General features: G+C 40.8%; 20 protein-coding genes. 16 read left to right on the top strand and 4 right to left on the bottom strand.

Annotated elements, in window-relative coordinates:
• The first annotated feature begins 31 nt into the window (after positions 1–31).
• Together BUA79_RS03135 and BUA79_RS03140 are read left to right on the top strand one after the other, a co-directional pair.
• Positions 32–928 (top strand): methylenetetrahydrofolate reductase, encoded by an 897-nt coding sequence (locus BUA79_RS03135; RefSeq protein WP_073992902.1) that lies wholly within the window; start codon positions 32–34, stop codon positions 926–928.
• Positions 929–1,050: 122 nt separating this feature from the next.
• Positions 1,051–1,317, top strand: coding sequence for a DUF1905 domain-containing protein (locus BUA79_RS03140; protein WP_073992903.1), 267 nt, complete (start codon positions 1,051–1,053; stop codon positions 1,315–1,317).
• Between the two features lie 93 nt (positions 1,318–1,410).
• On the opposite strand, the gene BUA79_RS03145 is transcribed toward BUA79_RS03140, so the two are convergent.
• The 4 genes from BUA79_RS03145 to BUA79_RS03160 form a co-directional block, all read right to left on the bottom strand.
• Positions 1,411–1,800: a hypothetical protein gene (locus BUA79_RS03145; RefSeq protein ID WP_073992904.1), complete on the bottom strand. Its 390-nt coding sequence runs from the start codon at positions 1,798–1,800 to the stop codon at positions 1,411–1,413.
• 124 nt (positions 1,801–1,924) lie between these two features.
• Positions 1,925–2,530: an FMN-dependent NADH-azoreductase gene (locus tag BUA79_RS03150; protein ID WP_073992905.1), complete on the bottom strand. Its 606-nt coding sequence runs from the start codon at positions 2,528–2,530 to the stop codon at positions 1,925–1,927.
• A 36-nt stretch (positions 2,531–2,566) separates the two neighbouring features.
• Positions 2,567–3,490, bottom strand: coding sequence for a DsbA family oxidoreductase (locus BUA79_RS03155; protein ID WP_242941630.1), 924 nt, complete (start codon positions 3,488–3,490; stop codon positions 2,567–2,569).
• A 4-nt stretch (positions 3,491–3,494) separates the two neighbouring features.
• Entirely contained in the window at positions 3,495–3,938 is a 444-nt protein-coding gene (locus tag BUA79_RS03160; RefSeq protein ID WP_073992906.1) for a MarR family winged helix-turn-helix transcriptional regulator, read from the bottom strand.
• A 107-nt stretch (positions 3,939–4,045) separates the two neighbouring features.
• On the opposite strand from BUA79_RS03160, the gene ygiD reads away from it, so the two are divergent.
• The 14 genes from ygiD (at position 4,046) to BUA79_RS03230 (ending at position 18,654) form a co-directional block, all read left to right on the top strand.
• Complete coding sequence (ygiD, locus tag BUA79_RS03165) at positions 4,046–4,825, top strand: 4,5-DOPA-extradiol-dioxygenase (RefSeq protein ID WP_073992907.1); 780 nt, start codon at positions 4,046–4,048, stop codon at positions 4,823–4,825.
• 123 nt (positions 4,826–4,948) lie between these two features.
• Positions 4,949–5,374: a hypothetical protein gene (locus BUA79_RS03170; RefSeq protein WP_094757273.1), complete on the top strand. Its 426-nt coding sequence runs from the start codon at positions 4,949–4,951 to the stop codon at positions 5,372–5,374.
• Positions 5,375–5,505: 131 nt separating this feature from the next.
• Positions 5,506–6,396, top strand: coding sequence for a cation diffusion facilitator family transporter (locus tag BUA79_RS03175; RefSeq protein ID WP_073992908.1), 891 nt, complete (start codon positions 5,506–5,508; stop codon positions 6,394–6,396).
• A 41-nt stretch (positions 6,397–6,437) separates the two neighbouring features.
• Positions 6,438–6,971 (top strand): lipocalin family protein, encoded by a 534-nt coding sequence (locus tag BUA79_RS03180; RefSeq protein ID WP_073992909.1) that lies wholly within the window; start codon positions 6,438–6,440, stop codon positions 6,969–6,971.
• Positions 6,937–9,405, top strand: a complete 2,469-nt coding sequence (locus tag BUA79_RS03185) for a YfhO family protein (RefSeq protein ID WP_073992910.1) — start codon at positions 6,937–6,939, stop codon at positions 9,403–9,405. Before BUA79_RS03180 ends, BUA79_RS03185 begins: the two co-directional genes overlap by 35 nt.
• 39 nt (positions 9,406–9,444) lie before the next feature.
• Positions 9,445–11,244, top strand: coding sequence for a PIG-L family deacetylase (locus tag BUA79_RS03190; RefSeq protein WP_073992911.1), 1,800 nt, complete (start codon positions 9,445–9,447; stop codon positions 11,242–11,244).
• Positions 11,245–11,492: 248 nt separating this feature from the next.
• Positions 11,493–12,296, top strand: coding sequence for a COG4705 family protein (locus BUA79_RS03195; RefSeq protein WP_073992912.1), 804 nt, complete (start codon positions 11,493–11,495; stop codon positions 12,294–12,296).
• 18 nt (positions 12,297–12,314) lie between these two features.
• Complete coding sequence (locus tag BUA79_RS03200) at positions 12,315–13,034, top strand: ABC transporter ATP-binding protein (RefSeq protein WP_073992913.1); 720 nt, start codon at positions 12,315–12,317, stop codon at positions 13,032–13,034.
• Complete coding sequence (locus BUA79_RS03205) at positions 13,034–13,960, top strand: ABC transporter permease (RefSeq protein ID WP_073992914.1); 927 nt, start codon at positions 13,034–13,036, stop codon at positions 13,958–13,960. Before BUA79_RS03200 ends, BUA79_RS03205 begins: the two co-directional genes overlap by 1 nt.
• Entirely contained in the window at positions 13,957–14,778 is an 822-nt protein-coding gene (locus tag BUA79_RS03210; RefSeq protein WP_073992915.1) for a COG1470 family protein, read from the top strand. The genes BUA79_RS03205 and BUA79_RS03210 overlap by 4 nt, the downstream gene beginning before the upstream one ends.
• Positions 14,779–14,784: 6 nt before the next feature.
• Positions 14,785–15,750 (top strand): ABC transporter permease, encoded by a 966-nt coding sequence (locus BUA79_RS03215; protein WP_073992916.1) that lies wholly within the window; start codon positions 14,785–14,787, stop codon positions 15,748–15,750.
• Positions 15,751–15,779: 29 nt separating this feature from the next.
• Positions 15,780–16,475: a thrombospondin type 3 repeat-containing protein gene (locus BUA79_RS03220; protein ID WP_073992917.1), complete on the top strand. Its 696-nt coding sequence runs from the start codon at positions 15,780–15,782 to the stop codon at positions 16,473–16,475.
• 126 nt (positions 16,476–16,601) lie between these two features.
• Positions 16,602–17,282 carry a response regulator transcription factor gene (locus BUA79_RS03225; protein WP_073992918.1) on the top strand — a complete coding sequence of 227 codons (681 nt, stop codon included), beginning with the start codon at positions 16,602–16,604 and terminating at the stop codon, positions 17,280–17,282.
• Positions 17,283–17,289: 7 nt separating this feature from the next.
• Entirely contained in the window at positions 17,290–18,654 is a 1,365-nt protein-coding gene (locus BUA79_RS03230; protein WP_073992919.1) for a sensor histidine kinase, read from the top strand.
• Positions 18,655–18,699 lie beyond the last annotated feature (45 nt).

Genomic DNA, 18,699 nt, shown 5'->3' on the forward strand with positions numbered 1-18,699 from the left:
TTAAGAATATGATGAGTAGGAGTGATAATAAATGAGAATAACCGAATTGTTTCAACGTGGCGAATTTGTAGTAACGGCAGAAGTGGGACCACCAAAAGGGTTTCATATAGAACATTTGATTGAAGAAGCGAATACATATTTAAAGGACCGGGTTCATGCGGTGAACGTGACGGACAATCAGTCCTCCGTAATGCGACTTGGCTCATTGGCTACCTGTAAAGTATTGAAGGATCAGGGACATAACTCAATCTTTCAGATAACCTGCCGGGACAGAAACCGTATTGCCCTGCAGTCCGATATCTTGAGTGCTGCCCTGCTTGGCATCGATAATCTGTTGTTGTTGACAGGAGATTACACCACTTTTGGGGATAATCCGCAGGCGAAACCAGTTTTCGACCTGGACTCTGTATCTTTGCTCCACACGGTGAAAAGATTGGAAGAAGGCTTCGATCTGGCAGGCAATCCTCTCGATGGAGAACCTCCCAAGTTCGCCAAAGGTGCAGTCGTGTCTCCATGCAGCGACTCTGTGGATATACAGCTGGCGAAAATGGAGCAGAAGGTGAAAGCCGGAGCTGAATATTTCCAGACCCAGGGTGTATATGAGCCGGAAAAATTCATCCAGTTCATGGAAAAAGCAAAACAGTTTGGCGTGCCGGTTCAATTGGGCATCATCATCCCGAAAAATGTAGGCATGTGCAGATATATGAATGCAAACGTAGCAGGCGTTCATGTTCCCGATGAAATGATTGCGGAATTGCAGCAGGACAAAGAGAAAACGAAAGCAGGCATCACCGGAGTTGAAATCTCCGCCCGGATCATTAGAGAATGCAAGGACTATTGCCAGGGCGTACACATCATGGCATTAGGCTGGGAAAGCAAGGTTCCGGACATTCTTGATTTGGCTGGAATTGCACCTGTATCAAAATAATCAGAAATTGAACATACCAGATAGATACTGCCCGGGTAGAGCGCATTGCTTTAACCGGGCATTGTTTTTATTTCGATATATGAATATAATATGAATTATGAGTAAGGAGAGGTGAATTCCAGATGAATGATAGGGTTTATGAGTTTGAAGCTGAAATCAAAAAAGTGCCGGATATGGATGGCGCCTACATAGAGATCCCTTTTGACGTGAAGGCAGAGTTTGGAAAGGGCAGAGTGCCCGTAAGGGCTACTTTCGATGGGGAACCATACACCGGCAGTCTTGTGAAAATGAAAACGCCTTGCCACATTATCGGAATCAGAAAGGAAATCAGGGCGAAAATCGGAAAGCATCCAGGAGATGTGGTCAAGGTGACAATTCGGGAGAGGTGAGGAACATGTCAGGTGAATATTTGGTGGAAAAAGAGCCGGAGACTTTTCTGTTTAAAAGTCTCCGGTCCTTTTGGATTGGTAAATCCTAAAGTGTCATGTTTCGATGCGGGTAATCCAAAATTTTCGTTCAACCCCGCCGGCTCCCTTGCTCTTTGCAGTGAATCCTAACTCTTTGCAAAAATTCATGTATTCTGTTTCCAAATCTTGTGAGGGATTGGGATTGTGTTTTAATATCTGGCTTATAGCCGGGCCCGTATCCCTTGCCTCACGATTGTATTTTGTATGGGCATCATAGCTGTTGTTTTTATAACCTATAAATCTGCTTGGGTAAAAACTATATCCCTGTTCTTTCTTCACAGCTACAAAATTTATGCCTTCTGTAATTAAGCCTATCGCGAAGTCTTGCTTGGCTGGATCCTGAAGATAGTCATCAAAAGTAAGTATGTTCTCAAAAATGTCAGCTGATTCCGTTATAAAGTCCATTACGCCACCACCTTTTCACAATATTCTGATTCATTTCAATTATATATTCAGGCATACATTCGTGCAAAAGGAATTCCACACATCATGACCGAATGCAGGCAGAACAGCATTCAGAAAAAAAGTCTTAAAACGTTTTTGCAAATTCCTTCGCTTTCTCTATAGCCGCTCCAACGATAGCATCAACATCATTTCCAATGACGTCTAAACCATCTGCTGCGATAGTTGTGAAATCAATAATTCCCAGGAAGCCAAGTATTGTCCGTAGATATCTGTCACCCATTTCAAAGGTTGCGGCGGGACCTGCTGAATAATCGCCTCCTCTGCCAGAAATGTTAACGGCTTTTTTGCCTGTGCATAATCCCACTGAACCTGTCGCCGTATACTTAAAGGTGATTCCGGTAACGGAAATATAATCGATATAAGCTTTGAGGATAGCCGGAATGCTCAGGTTCCATAATGGTTCTGCGATTACATATTTGTCTGCCTCTAAAAACTGATATGCATATTTCAGGATTGGATGGTCTCTGCCAAATCCTGGAGCGGGAATGTGCAGTTCCTGAAGCTGTCCGACTGGAAGCAGGGTAACTCCTTCTTTGTACAAATCCAATGTGATAATTTCATCGTCGGGATTTAGTTTTTTGTACTCCTCGATGAAGCTGTCTGAAATCTTGAAGGTCCTTGACTGGCCCTTTTCTTTGGCGTTTGCTTTAATGTACAATACTTTACTCATAGTGTTTTTCTCCTTTTCTTGCTTGGTTTTATATTCCTATAAGCTGCATACTCCAGAAATGGTATCGCAGGACAGCGGGCTGGTAACCGCCTCTATAAAAACTCCGTTTCCGGCGCGAATTGTCCTGCATTGATTCTTTTTCAAAAGTTTATCAATCATTTCAGTATATTCCCTCGTTGTCATATCAAAGCACATTTGCAATTCAATTGGTGCCACTCTCTCATATTTAGATATGAAACCCAATACATTTTCTTCAGTCTTTTCAGGCCTGGAACCGGTAACCGATCCCGCAGTCAGGGAATTGATTACAGCCTGAAAGGATTCAAAGCTTTGATAGCTGTGCAGCAGAATCTCTTTATCACCATACCTTACTAAAAAGGTTGGAAAACCCCGGACACCATATTTCTGAGTTATCTTTAAATCTTCCTGGAATGCTGCCTCTGCGGAACCATCAGATAATCTCTCTAAAAATTTCGATATATCCAAGCCCACCTCGGAGGCTAATTCGATCTGCACCTCCGGCCTGCTTGTTTGCTTTGCTTCTGCGGAGGAAGCTTCCCGCATCCGCCTTAAAAACTTGTCAGCCAGCACCTGGTTTTCCATCTGGGCTGCTTTGTAAGCGATGTTCTGAGGATAGGTGGATGGATATTCGTTCGAAAACAAATGAAATCCTTCGCTTTCAACCGGCATTCCATGCCTCTCGGAAGCTTCAACCCAATGTTTTACGATCTGTTTGTTTGACCGTTCAGGGTCTCTCCCGATGTCATTGTAGCTGTCATAGAAGTCTCTTATATCCTTTACCAGACCTCCCATCACATATTTAACTTCCAGCTGGTCTCCATACCAGGTTTCCAGCTTACGTAAAAATGGTTCACTGCCCCAGCACCAGGTACAGACAGGATCTGTGAATTCGATTATGTCAATTTTTTTATTGCTTTTCATTTCATCTCTTCTTTCCATATAATTATACCTCAATTTTTCTGGCAATACTAATTAATGTTAATTTTTCTTCTTCTGTCAGGTTCTGAAAACTTATTCCTAAATCCTTAAGATGGCTAGGGAAGATCTCTTCAATTTGCTGTTTCCCCTTTTCCGTGATGGAAATCATCCAGGATCTTTTGTCTGCAGGATTGATGCGCCTTACTATCAATGCATCTTTTTCAAGATTATTGATCACAACGGTCACGTTTCCGGAAGAGGAGAGTATTTTCTCAATTATCTCGTTGATTGTAAGCTCGCCCTTATGGTATAAGACTTCCAGAACAGCAAATTGTGAAGTAGTCAGACCTCCTTCGCCAAATATTTTGCCAGCTCTTTTGTGAAGCGCCTGTGTAGCTCTGCTTAAACAGATAAACACCTTTAGATTCGAGTCATTTAATGCACCGTAGGATATTTCATTTTTCTTCATATTTTTAGTATATTACTAACTAGTGATATATGTCAATGGAATTGATTGGCGCTGGAAATAGTTGTATAATCAAATTAGTTGCTCAACTATTTAAAGGAGGCATGAATATGGCAAATACTGGAAAAAAAATGCCGGCATTATTTATTGGACATGGATCACCCATGAATGCAGTAGAAGATAATGTATATACAAGGAACTGGCAGAAGATAGCTGGAAGAATCCCAAAACCGGAGGCAATTCTTTCGGTTTCAGCCCATTGGTATACAGATGGAAGCAGAATAATGGATGAGACTCACCCCAAAATGGTGTATGATATGTTTGGGTTTCCAGATGAACTATACAGGGTTGAATACAAAGCCAAGGGATCGCCCGAACTCTCACACATAACAAGGGATTTGATCAAGAAGGATGTGCGGATTGACAACAGCTGGGGCTATGATCACGGTACATGGTCCGTTCTTAGGAGGATGTACCCTGAGGCGGACATTCCTGTGTATCAGCTTAGCATAGACAGGAATTCCAGTGCCGAGATGCATTTCCAAATAGGGCAGGAAATAAGCGCTCTGCGGGAAAGAGGCGTTCTGATTTTGGGCAGCGGAAATGTGGTCCACAATCTTTCGGAAATAAATTGGAACATGGAGGACGGTTATCTGTGGGCGGAAGATTTTGATGAGTATATCAAACAAAAGATAATACAAAGGCAATACCGGGATGTAATAGATTATAAGTCAGCCGGAAAATCTTCTGAGTTGGCATTTTATACTCCGGAACATTTTTATCCTCTGCTTTATGTGTTGGGGGCGTCAAGGGAAGATGACCAGATTTCCATTTTCAATGACACATGTACGATGGGGTCAATGTCCATGACATGCTATTTGTTTGAGTGAAAGCATATGAAATAATTCTGCACCCATATAAAAATGGGAGGTGGTAACATTCTTCGATTTCAGGAAAGTTACAGATATGGTATGATTATTCAAACTATAAAATGTAGAGGAGTGATTGCTTGCATGAATTCAGTGAACGACGAAAAAACACATCCTAATGTCACACACCCTGAAGAACTCATAAATAAAGAGTTTAAGGGTATATACAAGTTTAATTACTGGCTTGCGGTCAGGATTACCAATGGTGTTGGTACCATGTGGTGCGCATATGTGTTCTTCATACTTGATCTTTTTATGCTGCCACCGGTTATTAAATCCAACAGTGTAATGATTTGGGTGACATATATCGCGCAAACGGTTCTTCAGCTGGTGCTTCTGCCGATAATTATGGTTGGTCAGAACGTTATCCAATCTCAAAATGAAGCGAAAGCCGATTCAGACCATAAGACATTAACGTATCTTGCCACTTTACAGGATGAGCAGATGCGGGAACTTAAAAACCAGACCGAAATGCTGATTAAACTCGAAGAACTTACAAAAAATAAATAGCCGGTCAGTCAGAAATCAGCATCTGTTAATATAGGTGCTTTTTTATGCCATGTTGTGCTTGTGATGTCATTAAAAACGATGTATATTGTATAAAACACAAGCAAATACTTTATACCGGGAGAAAAATTATCATGGTAAAATTGGATAAAAAAAGTAGGTTCGCTCTGCTGTCAGTAGGTTCAAATACAATATTAATAATCTTTAAAATAGTGGCAGGAATTTTGAGCGGTTCTGTCAGCATTATTTCGGAGGCGATCCATTCGGCAATGGATCTTGTGGCATCGATTGTGGCATTCTTTTCTGTCAGGAGTTCTTCAAAGCCTGCCGATAAAGAGCATCCTTATGGACATGGAAAAATTGAAAATCTCTCAGGTGTAGCGGAGGGGCTTTTGATTTTTGTAGCTTCCGGTATGATTATCTTTGAAGCGATAAAAAAGATATCCAAACCGGTAGAGATCGAGCAGGCATATGTAGCCATCGGGGTAATGGTCGTTGCCGCAATCGTTAATTTTTTCGTCTCGAGACAATTGCACAAGGTTGCAAAAGAAGAAGATTCCATGGCGCTTGAAGCGGACTCTCTTCACCTGAAAACAGACGTATACACATCGCTGGGCGTAGGTGTCGGCATACTGCTTATTAAAGTGACGGGCTTTCACATTCTGGATTCAATTGTAGCCATACTGGTAGCCCTCCTGATTATCAGGGAGGCGTGGGAGCTATGCTATAGAGGTGTCGAATATCTGATCGATGTCAGGCTGACAGATGAAGAGGAACAGGAAATAGAAAGCATTATTCAGAAGGTTATTGCCGATCAGGGCAACCAGGTTATGGATTATCATAAACTCAAAACGAGAAAGTCAGGGAACAAAAGACATATAGATTTTCATATTGTCCTTGATTCCAGGCTTACAGTGGGAGAGTCCCATGATATTGTCGGGTGCTTCAAAAAAGAGATTGGTGAAAAATTCAATAATACCAGGGTAAACGTTCATATTGATCCATATAAAGAGGAAGAACAATAATTGTTTTCCTCCAGTTACCGTGGTCAGAGAGGATGGCATAAATGGGAATATTCAGAAGAAGATCAAAACACAGTACGAGTGAGATCCCTGCAATATGCAATGTGAATCTTGAACGTTATCTGGGGACGTGGTATGAGATTGCCAGACTGCCCCATTCATTTGAAAAAGGACTTGATAATGTAACAGCTACGTACAATCTTAAAACGGATGGAAATATCGAGGTTGTAAACGCTGGGATGAAAAACGGCGAAAAAAAAGCTGCGAAGGCGACCGCCTGGATACCTGATAAAAACTGTACGGGGAAATTGCTTGTGAGTTTCTTCAGACCGTTTAAAAGTGAGTATAATATTATCAAACTCAATGAAGACTACAGTTTTGCCATAGTTACAAGCAGTTCAAAGAATTACCTGTGGATTCTGAGCCGGGAACCCAGGATCAGCGAAGAATTATATAACGATTTGATTTCATTTGCAGCTTCCAAGGGATTTGATACTTCAAAAATTATTAAAGTAAATCAAAGTGACATTCGGAGGCAACCTTGTGAAAAAACCAATGCCGAGCACCAAAAACGGTAAGGATACAATAGCGTATTTACTGCTGATTATTTTTGCGGCAATACTAATCCTTATAATTAAAAAAGATGGGTTTTTGTATGGATCCAGGGTAGACTGGATTTCTCAGCATAGCGTTATACCAGATTACTTTCGACAGAAATTCTATGAAACGGGGAATCTTTTCCCGGATTTTGCAATGAATCTGGGTGGCGGGCAAAATATTTACAATTTCTCCTACTATGGACTGTTGAGTCCAATTGTCCTTTTCTCTTATTTACTTCCATGGGTATCTATGACAGCCTATATTTCGGCAACGAGTATTATCATTGTTATTTCAAGCGGCTGCTTATGCTACAAATGGCTGACAGCTAATGAAATACCTCGTAAAATAGCATTTACGGCTGCAATCTGCTTTATTTGTGCAGGACCGCTCATTTTTCAGTCACATCGGCAGATAATGTTCGTGGACTACTTCCCGTTTTTATTTTTGGGACTTTTTGGTGTGGATCAGTACCGCAGAATTCATAAAAAAGGGATGTTTATTTTGGGTGCGTTCTGCTGTATCATGACAAGCTACTTTTTTAGTGTGGGATGTATTTTGACTCTATTGATTTATGCTGCTTTTGTAAATTTAAAGAGCAGGCCAGATTCCAGTCTGCGGGAATTATCGAAAGGGCTGATTCCTTTTATTAAAGGAATTGCTATCGCGGTTTTTATGGCAGGAGTGCTTTGGCTGCCCACACTTTATGTAGTCGTGAACGGGAGGGGTGGAGGTTCCGTTTCGTGGCTGTCGTTAATTATTCCAACATTACCTTTCAAAGCATTAATGCAGGGGGAATATTCACTGGGATTGACTGCCATCTCCCTTATTGCGTTGATATCGGCATTGCTTGGCAAGAAAAGAAATGAGAAGATTATAGCACTTATTTTAACCTTATTTTTGATATCCCCTCTTTTTTTGTATCTGCTTAACGGAACCATTTATATTCGTGAAAAGGCGCTGATTCCTTTATTGCCCCTTTATATTCTTGTAACGGCAGTATTTTTGAGGAAGGTCGAAAAGACAGTCAACAGGTTCGAAATAAAAAAGTTTTGCAGGAAAGGAATACTTGTTGTCGGATTGCTTTTACTGGTCATTTCCTATGCGACACTAAATTGCTTACTTGTGAATGCAAAGGATGAACTGGTAAAGGTTGATGAATACATGAATTATAACAACCCGGAGAAACTTTCGCTGATTCAGAAAGTTTTAAAAAATGACAGTTCTTTTTTTAGAATAAATGAAATTGCAGATGGTAATGTTACCAGCAATTACGTATATGGGGCACATTATAATCAGACCTCTATCTACTCCTCAACTTATAATAAGGATTACAACGTATTTTTTTATGATGTTATGAATAACCCGTTCGTAGCTAGAAATCGGGTTATAAGTGTTTCGTCAAAAAATATCTTCTTTCAGAATTTTATGAATGTAAAATATGTAATCGCAAAAGGGAACGCCACAGCAGGGTACAAGTTGATTGATCAAAAGGGAGAGTATAAATTGTATGAAAATCAGAATACCATGCCGCTTGGCTTTGCAACAAGCAGGACAATAAGCCAGAAGAATTTCGACCAAATATCTTTTCCTCAAGGTATGGGAGCAGTGTTTGAGAATATTATCGTAAGCAAAGAAATTAAAGCTGTGAATGCAGAAATGAGTCCATCCGGTTTTGATTTTAAGAGGATTGATTTAAAGGAAAATATGCCGTTAATAGAGAATCAAAAAAATGTACTGATACAAAATGAAGAAGGGCATTTTAATATTAAGGCAAAGCAGGGTGCATCCATTGAAATACCTTTGGATATAAACCTTAGGGATACTGTTCTGGTTGTCAAATTCAAGGTGTCAGACAAAGAAAATCAAGAGGATGTCGATACCTCTGTTACTATTAATGGACTAAAAAATAAACTGTCAAGCAGGTTGGCTGCGTACCCAAATGGCAACCGTGAGTTTGTTTACATTCTTTCATCAAACAAAAAGTCGGATCGTCTGACCGTTGAATTTTCCCCGGGCAAATATGAAATATCTGACTTGGAAGCATACGTTTTATCAGCGGCGGCTGTTGGAGAGGCAATCAAAAAAAAGGATCCTTTTCTTGTCGATATGAAGAACACAGGGGAAAATCAAATAACTGGGGATATTAAAGTAAGGGAAAATGGGTATTTTGCAATTACAATACCATTTGATAAAGGATTTGATGTCATCGTGGACGGTAAAAAACAAAATTATGAAAAAGTGAATACTGCCTTTATTGGATTTCCAATTGATAAGGGTGAGCATCATATCGAAATTAGATATAATTCCCCGTATAAAAGGGCAGGGATGGCAGTGTCTGTAATCGGTTTTATCATGTTTGCATTAAGCTGTATTTCTGACCGAAAATACAGAATTAATAGCAGGAAGCTTTAACTATATCATATTTGCTCTTTAGAACCTGGAAGGGGAATCATGAAAAAACACAAAAATAGACGTATCGAAAAACTGTTTATATTTATTTTGTGTATAGCAGTATCAATTCCATATCTTTTCCTGGATGACTGCAGTTATGGAAACGATTTTTCAAATAGCATTTACGGATTACAATTTTTGAAAGAAAAAAGGGCAATGGTTATAGTTCCTCATGAGGATGACGAAATTATGGTGACAGGCGCATTGATCAGGACGCTGATTGATGCAGGGAATGAAGTCGTGGTACTATATACTACAAACGGCGATAAACATGGTTTAAGCGAAGTGAGAATAAACGAGGCGGTCAGCTCGTTGAAAACACTGGGTGTAAAAGAAGAAAATGTGATTTTTTTAGGTTACGGTGACACTTGGGATACTATTTATAAGCATATATATAACGCTCCTGAAAATGAAGTAATCACGTCATATATCGGGAAAAATGCAACTTATGGAACGGCGTCATATAATGATTTCAGTTTTGATTTTTATGGCAGCCATTCTTTATATACCCGTAATAATTATAAGAAAAATTTGAAGGATGCAATACTGAGAACCCATCCGGACATATTGATATCAGTAGATTTTGATTCGCATCCAGACCATAGGGCGGCCTCTCTGTTTTTTGAGGAAGTCATGTGTGAAATATTAAAAGAAAATGAACAATACACACCCCTGGTTTATAAGGGATTTGCATATAATACGTCATGGAAAGCAAAAGACGATTTTTATAATATTAATATGGAATCTACTGTTTTGCCAGATAAAGCCAAGGTATTGAACTCGATTTACAGATTGGACATACCAAGCTATGAGTGGGAGAATAGAGTAAGATTTCCTGTACCAAACGAAATGCTCAGCTATACAAAAAGAAGCAACTTGATATTTGAAGCACTTACAAAACATAAGTCCCAAAATGCAAAGGCAAAAGCAGGTAAAATTATTAATTCGGATCAGGTCTTTTGGGAAAGAGATACAAAAAGCATCACGTATAATTCAAAGATTATTACATCGTCAGGTGAATCCAAGTACTTAAATGATTTTAAGCTGATCGATTGCTCGGACATTACGGAGAGAAATGCCGAGTTTGACCATTGCATCTGGCTTCCTGAAAAAAGTGATACGGAAAAATCAGCAAAAGTAATATTTGATAGGCCAGAAGATATTTCATCAGTGGTGTTATATGATAATTTTGGCCCGGAAGATAATATACTAAAAGGTCAATTGGTTTTTAGCGATGGAAGCCAAATAGATACTGGTCCGCTTAAGAAAAATGGAGAGCCTACCAGGATAGACTTTCCAACCAAGAAAGATATAGAATATGTTCAGTTCAAAATAAATGAATATGAAGGCAGCCAACCAGGGTTATGTGAGCTTGAGGTATTTGAAAACAGCAGAGCAACTACCCCTTCTTTCATAAAAATCATGCTTGATAATACAGCGCAAACATTTATATATAAGTATATTTTGACGAATGAGAAAAAAATTCAGTTACGCGTATATTCATATCCAGCGATTGAACATGGTGATTCGTCAGGTGTATACAAGTTTTCTGTAATTGGCAATAACGGTCAAGGAATTACTATAGATGGGAATACGTTGGAAATTTCTGACAATATTAGGGCAGGAAAATATAAAGTAAGAGTTGAATTAATTAATAATCCTGAAATTTTCGATCAAGTCGAATTTGTCGTACCGACAAGGTTAGAATTATTAAAAATCAAAGGGCTAATGAAATATGAAATGTTCATAGATTTTGTTCAGGAGAAATGGCGAAGTGTACAGCGACAAGCTGACCATTAAATACAAGTCATGCTTTGGGATTGAGACGGGAACAAAGAACTTATTAAAAGGTAACGGTTGAGAGGAGGCTCTTGACCGTTTTTTTTATGAAAAAGATTCAAAAGAAAACACAATGAAAACTGGCAAATAAGAAATTTCTCAGATTGAGTTCATAACTCTATTAGATTGCCTATTTAGACTTGTCAATATAAACTGCAGTACCAAAAACCGCAGGACAACTAATATAGATTGCGAAAGGGAGATTCAAGATGAAAGAGAGAAACAGGAATATGCAAGACAGTATTGATACACCCGTAGTACGCCAATTGTTGAATAAAGTGCCTGAAATAACCATTTTCTTTTGGATAATTAAGATACTGGCAACAACGGTGGGTGAAACGGCCGCCGATTTTTTAAGTGAAAACCTAAACCTTGGACTTGCAGTCACAAGTGTGATTATGGCCTGCCTATTGGCTTTTTCATTGTTTTTTCAGTTCAGATCAAAGAAATATGTTCCCGGCCTCTATTGGCTGGTAGTCGTGCTTATCAGTATCGTGGGCACGCTGGTTACAGATAATCTGGTGGATAATCTTGGAGTTCCGCTTGAAACAACAACAGTCTTTTTTGCCGTCGCCTTAGCAGCCACATTTTTCATATGGTATGCAAATGAAAAAACCCTGTCGATCCACTCGATTTTAACGGCAAAAAGAGAAGCATTCTACTGGATAACCATTTTGTTCACATTTGCATTAGGTACTGCTGCCGGAGATCTTATCGCAGAAGGGCTTGCCTTGGGATATGGAGTATCCGCTCTAATATTTGCAGCACTGATTGGGATTGTAGCACTTTCGCGTTATTTTTTGAAACTGGACACCGTGCTTGCTTTTTGGATTGCATATATTCTGACACGTCCGTTAGGCGCCTCTCTCGGTGATTTGCTATCGCAGCCACATAAGGCTGGGGGTCTGGGGCTTGGAACAGTAGGAACGACGGCTATTTTTCTTCTTACAATTTTGAGCGTTGTCGTCTATTTGACGAAAACCAAGAAAGATTCATCGATAGTCGTAGAATGAATTTAAGGGGGAACGGTAATGCTGAAGACAGAAAATTTAGGAAAAAAATACGGGGATTTTTCAGCGGTCGAAAACCTGAATTTAGAGGTAAAGGAAGGTTCGGTATTTGGATTTCTTGGTCATAACGGAGCAGGAAAAACAACCACAATATCGATGCTGACAACATTAATCCTACCCACCTCGGGGAAAGCAGCCATTGGCGGTTACGATGTGGTAAAAGACAATCTGAAGGTAAGAAATCTGATAGGATATCTTCCTGAAAACGTGACATTGTATGGAGACCTTACCGCGGTGGAGAATCTGAGGTTTTTTGGCAGGCTTTCCGGAGTGGAGAACGTGGATGCAAGGATTGAAGATACCTTAAAGCTGCTTGATTTTACCGATTGGAAAAACCGCAAAGTAAAAACATATTCCAAGGGCATGAGACAAAGAATCGGCATAGCACAGGCAATTTTACACAGCCCTAAAATCCTGTTTCTGGATGAGCCGACGTCCGGCCTTGATCCTCAGGGAACAAAAGAATTGAGGGATATACTGCTTATGCTGAATCAGGAACGGGGAACGACGATTTTCATGAATACACACCTTTTGTCAGAAGTGACAAAGCTGTGTACGGATATCGGCATTATAAGCAAGGGGAGGCTTCTCCTGGCCGATTCCATCAAAAATATCGAAAAGGAGTTCCCGGAAGAAAAATCTCTTGAAGAGATATACTTTAAAATTGAGGGGGGAAAATGATGAATGGTATCATGACACTGGCCCGAAAGGAAGTGAAAACCGCATTTCGGGATAATATATTCCTGATTGTCACAGGACTGTTCATCTTGCTGTCTGTTATCTCAGTCTATATAGGATCCAGCACGAAAAATGAAGAATTGCAGGCATACCAGGATATTGTGCAGCTGTTAAAAGGCCAGGGCGCAGCAACCCTGCCGTCCCCGCCAGCGATTTATCCGCTGTCCGTGTTAGGCAACATCGTAAGCTATGTAAGTATGATTGGAGCGGTTGTGGCGATTTTTCTCGGTTTCGAATCCTTCAGCGGAGAGCGCAACAACGGCACTTTGAAATTAATTGCAGCACGACCGGTATACAGGGATCAGATCGTGACAGGAAAACTTCTGGGCGGGGGGATGGTTATTGGCGTTCTTCTTGGTATCATCCTGATTTTTAACCTTGTGCTGTTTACTTTTGTGTCAGGTATGACTCCAGGTGCAGATGAGATCATAAGATTGCTGGGTTTCTTTTTGCTCGCATCTGTCTATATGATGGTTTTTTATACAGCAACAATGTATGTTTCAATTAAGACAAATGACAGCGCTTTCGGGTTCATGCTGATGATGATCATATGGCTCGCAATTTCGTTCGTTCTGCCTCAGCTTGCGGAGAGTCAGAGGAACTTCGCCTATGCTTTAAATGCTGCTTCTCAGACAGTAACACAGGTTCCATCTGACACGTCCGTTTCAAAAATGATAGAACTGTTTTCGCCAGCCGTACAGTTCCAGAATATTGGCAAGGATCTTCTTCAAGTGATTCCTGAAACATCGGACATCGGTATCGGGGCGTTGCTTCTTAAGCAGATAGGGGCCATCGTAGAAATATTGATACCTGGATTGGCGGTGCTGCTTCTCTCCTACAAAGCTGCCCAAAAGGAGGAAGTGATATGAACAGGATAAGAAATGCAATGCTGGTTTTGAGTGTGCTGGCACTTATGCTTGTGTCCTCCGTTTCGACAGTGTTTGCAGCAGATGCGAGCGGAACGGAGTTTTTAACCGGCTGCAATCTGACACTTGGAGAAAGCAAAGCGGTAGCACTTTTCATACGAAATGACGATGCAGCCCCACATGTCTATAAACTGACCACAGAAGGTTCTGCAAACAGTTATGAATTGTATTTTTCTTCGAATGGAGCTGCAATAAAAAACGTGACGGTTCCAGCCGGTACGAGCAGCCAGGTCGATGTGAACATAACCCTGAATGGGAATGTGTCGGTCATTGAAGACAAGCTGTCTGTGAAAGCTGTCCGGGATGATGGGAAAGAAAATGTGATTAATCTTTCCATAATGATTAACAAAGATTATGCACTTTCTGTTAAAAGCATGCTGGATAAAATTGATATTTTGAGTGGAAAGTCTGGTGAATTCACCTTTTCAGTAACGAATAACGGATCAAAGGATCTGAACAACATTAAGATTAAACCGGAGCTGCCATATAAATGGGTTGTCAGCCAGGGTGCTGAAACCACAATGAATTTAAAGCCTGGAGAAACAGGTACTGCTACGATGAAAATCGATGTACCAAGCTCACAGGCAGCCGGGAATTTTACGGCCAGTTTCACTGCAGCGAGCGATGAAACAAGCAGCATCCAGGTCAGCATTCCGGCAACCGTGAAAACCAGTTCAAATATTGCCTACTGGGCGATTGGAATTCTGGTCCTGATTGCAGCATTTACTGTTTTTCAATTCAAAAGGCATGGAAGGAGGTAGTGAGAAATGATTATCGAAATTGCGAAGAAAGAAATGCGAGATGCTTTCAGAAATAAATTGTTTCTCAGCATTCTCGCTATGCTTCTGGTTCTGACAGGCGTTTCAATCGTGCTTGGATCCTGCCAGGTAAAGGCCGCAATGGACAATTACAACAATTCTATAAGCTTTCTGCAGTCACTTGGGAAGGCCCAGCTGCCGCCCATGCCGAATCTGAATCCGATTTCCGCCTCAAAAGGGTTTGTTAATTATATCGGAATGATTGGTGCACTGCTGGCCATTGTGCTGGGCAACACCTCCATCTCGAAGGAGCATAAAAATGGAACATTGCGGTTGATTTTATCAAGGGGTGTGTTCAGGGATACCTTTCTCAACGGGAAACTTCTGGGAAACCTTTCCATATTGGCTGGAATCACAGTTTTAACAGGAATCATTACTTTTGTATCGCTTATAGCCATCGGAGGCGCCGCTCTTACGGCCAGTGAAGTGGCGAGGATGTTGTTGTTTTTTGGAATGTCTTTCCTGTATATGACCTTTTTTACCGTATTAAGCATGGGGATCGCGACGGTCTCCACGAAAGGAAGCCGGGCGCTCCTTATAACCGTAATCGTATGGCTTGTACTGTCCTTTGTTTTACCCCAGATAGGCGATACTATGGACATGGACAATCAAATACCGGGAGGCTTCTTCAGCACGATGGGAATGTCCAGAGATCAGGAGCATCAGGTGCTTCAGAAATTCAAATTCTATGAAACGCTCAGAGACGGGGTGGAAGAGATGTCGCCAACCAAACATTATGAAAGAATAAGCTATGCACTTTTAAACGTGAAGCCAGGTTTTGAAACCAATACACCCTGGGAGGTTGTTGGCTTGAAATGGATCAATCTGCTGGGGCTGCTTGCACCGAGCGTTGCCATTTGGCTGCTTACCTATATCGCTTTTTTAAGGCGTGAAAATATATATCAATCAAACTGAAAACAATAAGTAATTTGGAGGAAATAAAAATGAATAAAAAAATCAATACGGGCAAAACATGGAAGACAACCTTTACGGTTGCGTTTATCCTTTCACTCTCGGCATTTGCGCTTGCCGGATGCTCATCAGGAAACAGCTCCAGTACGGCTGCCACTTTACCGGCAGTCACTTCAGGCACAAACACGAAAAGTTCAACGGACACCGACGGGGATGGCATGCCGGATTCAGTGGAGAAAACATATGGAACCAATCCATACACTTCCGATTCAGACGGTGACGGAGTCAACGACAAGCAGGATAAGGAACCATTAAAAACGGAAAACTTAATGAAAGAGACAAGCACCGCACCGCTGGAAGTGACAGTTACAGATGCCAAGGTAGAAGACAATGCAACGGCGGATCATCTGGAAATTACGATGACAAACAACGGAAACACGGATTTAAACAATTTTGATATCTATTATACGATGACCGATAAGGTTGATAAAACACTGGAGTCCTATTACCAGGTACTGAATGGATTAACCCTGAATGCAGGAGAAACGAAGACTATCCACTTTGACAATAAGGTTTCAGAAGCAGGACATTATTACATGAACATGAACGGACTTTACGGAAATTCTAAAAATGGATTGACCTTTGATATCCAGCTCCACGCAAAAGATTTCCAGCCGATGACGTTCCAGATTGAAAAAGCAAAAGGTACTGCCGAAGTGGCAGATTAAAAGCTTTGAAAAAGTTGTTAAAAAGTGTATAGTAGATTATATATATGCAGCATACATAAACGAAATCCAAAGGTTGGAATTAGGGCATTTATTGTTCTGATTCCTTTGCCAGTGAGGTGGTAATTGTTGAAGAACAAAGACATTCTGATAATTGAAGATGATAAGGCGATTACAAGAATATTGGAACTTGAATTTATGCATGAAGGATACACCTATGACATAGCCTTTGACGGGAAGGAAGGACTTGAAAAGTTTCAGACCGGTCAGTATGGAATCATTTTGCTTGATTTAATGCTTCCTGAAATCAGCGGCATGGAAGTATGCAGAAAGGTACGCAAAGGCTCGGACATACCGATTATCATGATGACAGCAAGAAGAGACATCACAGATAAAGTGATTGGGTTGGATCTTGGGGCCGATGATTACGTCACCAAGCCATTTGAAATGGAAGAGCTGCTGGCGAGAATCAGGGTAGGTCTCAGGAGAAGCAAGGCCAAAACTGGAGAACAGAAAATATTGGAGCTGGCTGATTTGAGCATAAATCTTTTGACCAGAGAGGTTATAAAACAGGGGGATTGCATTGAACTTACTAAAACCGAGTATGATCTGCTCGAGTATTTGCTTCGGAATAAAGGTCTTGTACTAACCAGGGATCAGATTCTTGAACATGTCTGGGGCTATGATTTTGTAGGGGACAGCAATGTCCTGGATGTCTATATCAGATATCTGAGGAATAAAATCGACTATCCTTACGAGACAAAATTTATTCACACAGTCCGGGGTGTGGGTTATTCACTTAAGGAGTAGAGAAAATATGTTTAAATTCAGGCCGACTAAAATATCGCATAGATTGACGCTTACTTATGCAGTGCTTTTTTTTACGGCACTCGCATTGGTGAATTTCGCAACCCTGTTCAGTATTAATTACTATATAAACCAGACCTCGGCCCAACAGCTTTGGCGAGTCGATCAGGCTATAGCGACCGATGTAAAAACATTAAATGACATCCCCAATATTGATTTGAAAAATCTCTCACAGATTGCCGAAAACACAGATATTAATCTTATATACAACGACAGGAGCCTCTATAACACGGGCGAGCTTTATAATTTGCCTGCTGTAGATACATCCACGATTGGCAGAACCCTGAAAGGCGAATCAGGAAATAATAAAATCATGTATCTGAATAATATCCTTATCTTGGACGGTGGCGAGACAATCACTGTTCAAATCGTAAAGGATATGGACAATGAAGAGGATTTTCTCCGTGTACTTGCCGTAATCATGCTCATAATGGATGTCGTAGTATTGCTGTTGGCAATAATAGTCGGCTACATCATCAGCAGAAGAGCGTTAAGCCCTATTGACAAGATTACAAACCAGGCGAAAAAGATCAGTGCCAGCGACCTTTCTGCCAGAATCCATATAGATGGGCCGGATGATGAGCTGAAAAGGCTTTCGGATACTTTTAATGACCTCATTGGCAGAATCCAGCATTCCTACGAAAAACAGAATCGATTTACATTGGATGCCTCTCATGAATTAGCTACGCCGTTGGCGGTTATCAAAGGCTATATTGATGTCCTCGACCGCTGGGGCAAGGGGGATAGAGAAGTACTAAATGAAAGTATCTCGTCCATAAAGGTTGAACTGGCAAATATGACCGGTCTTCTGGACATGCTGCTTTTTCTGTCAAAAGGCGACAATGAAATTTATAAAGTGGAAAAAACAAAATTCTGGGTGAATGATCTGATAAAAGAGCTTGTTAAGGAGAGCACTCTCGTAGATGAAAAACATCATATCTTTTGCAGCGCCTATCCGCAACTTCAAATGGAAGGGGACCGAAGGCTGATCAAACAGATGCTCAGGGCGATCATGGACAATAGCATAAAGTATTCGCCTCAGGATACAAAAATCGAAATAGAATACTGGGCATTAGATAAAAAGGTTGTTATTGAGATATCCGACGAAGGCATCGGAATACCGGAAGAAGACCTCGCTCAGGTTTTCGACCGCTTTTACAGGGTGGACAAAGCCAGGTCAAGGTCAATTGGAGGTTCAGGACTTGGTTTGTCGCTTGTGAAATGGATAGTGGATATACATAATGGAAGAATTGAGGCAGAAAGTGAGATTGGAAAAGGGACGAAAATGATGGTTGAGCTGCCGATAGAAGCATAACATTTTATCAGATGATTCCCATGGTCCTTTTATTGCAGTCTCGTT

This window comes from Parasporobacterium paucivorans DSM 15970, from assembly GCF_900141895.1.
In the GTDB taxonomy this organism is placed as follows: domain Bacteria; phylum Bacillota; class Clostridia; order Lachnospirales; family Lachnospiraceae; genus Parasporobacterium; species Parasporobacterium paucivorans.

What these genes read in the sequence shown, in the direction of transcription:
- BUA79_RS03135 (WP_073992902.1), top strand. Translation starts at nt 32, where the DNA reads ATGAGAATAACCGAATTGTTTCAACGTGGCGAATTTGTAGTAACGGCA.
- BUA79_RS03140 (WP_073992903.1), top strand. Translation starts at nt 1,051, where the DNA reads ATGAATGATAGGGTTTATGAGTTTGAAGCTGAAATCAAAAAAGTGCCG.
- BUA79_RS03145 (WP_073992904.1), bottom strand. Translation starts at nt 1,800, where the DNA reads ATGGACTTTATAACGGAATCAGCTGACATTTTTGAGAACATACTTACT.
- BUA79_RS03150 (WP_073992905.1), bottom strand. Translation starts at nt 2,530, where the DNA reads ATGAGTAAAGTATTGTACATTAAAGCAAACGCCAAAGAAAAGGGCCAG.
- BUA79_RS03155 (WP_242941630.1), bottom strand. Translation starts at nt 3,490, where the DNA reads ATGGAAAGAAGAGATGAAATGAAAAGCAATAAAAAAATTGACATAATC.
- BUA79_RS03160 (WP_073992906.1), bottom strand. Translation starts at nt 3,938, where the DNA reads ATGAAGAAAAATGAAATATCCTACGGTGCATTAAATGACTCGAATCTA.
- ygiD (WP_073992907.1), top strand. Translation starts at nt 4,046, where the DNA reads ATGGCAAATACTGGAAAAAAAATGCCGGCATTATTTATTGGACATGGA.
- BUA79_RS03170 (WP_094757273.1), top strand. Translation starts at nt 4,949, where the DNA reads ATGAATTCAGTGAACGACGAAAAAACACATCCTAATGTCACACACCCT.
- BUA79_RS03175 (WP_073992908.1), top strand. Translation starts at nt 5,506, where the DNA reads ATGGTAAAATTGGATAAAAAAAGTAGGTTCGCTCTGCTGTCAGTAGGT.
- BUA79_RS03180 (WP_073992909.1), top strand. Translation starts at nt 6,438, where the DNA reads ATGGGAATATTCAGAAGAAGATCAAAACACAGTACGAGTGAGATCCCT.
- BUA79_RS03190 (WP_073992911.1), top strand. Translation starts at nt 9,445, where the DNA reads ATGAAAAAACACAAAAATAGACGTATCGAAAAACTGTTTATATTTATT.
- BUA79_RS03195 (WP_073992912.1), top strand. Translation starts at nt 11,493, where the DNA reads ATGAAAGAGAGAAACAGGAATATGCAAGACAGTATTGATACACCCGTA.
- BUA79_RS03200 (WP_073992913.1), top strand. Translation starts at nt 12,315, where the DNA reads ATGCTGAAGACAGAAAATTTAGGAAAAAAATACGGGGATTTTTCAGCG.
- BUA79_RS03205 (WP_073992914.1), top strand. Translation starts at nt 13,034, where the DNA reads ATGAATGGTATCATGACACTGGCCCGAAAGGAAGTGAAAACCGCATTT.
- BUA79_RS03210 (WP_073992915.1), top strand. Translation starts at nt 13,957, where the DNA reads ATGAACAGGATAAGAAATGCAATGCTGGTTTTGAGTGTGCTGGCACTT.
- BUA79_RS03215 (WP_073992916.1), top strand. Translation starts at nt 14,785, where the DNA reads ATGATTATCGAAATTGCGAAGAAAGAAATGCGAGATGCTTTCAGAAAT.
- BUA79_RS03220 (WP_073992917.1), top strand. Translation starts at nt 15,780, where the DNA reads ATGAATAAAAAAATCAATACGGGCAAAACATGGAAGACAACCTTTACG.
- BUA79_RS03230 (WP_073992919.1), top strand. Translation starts at nt 17,290, where the DNA reads ATGTTTAAATTCAGGCCGACTAAAATATCGCATAGATTGACGCTTACT.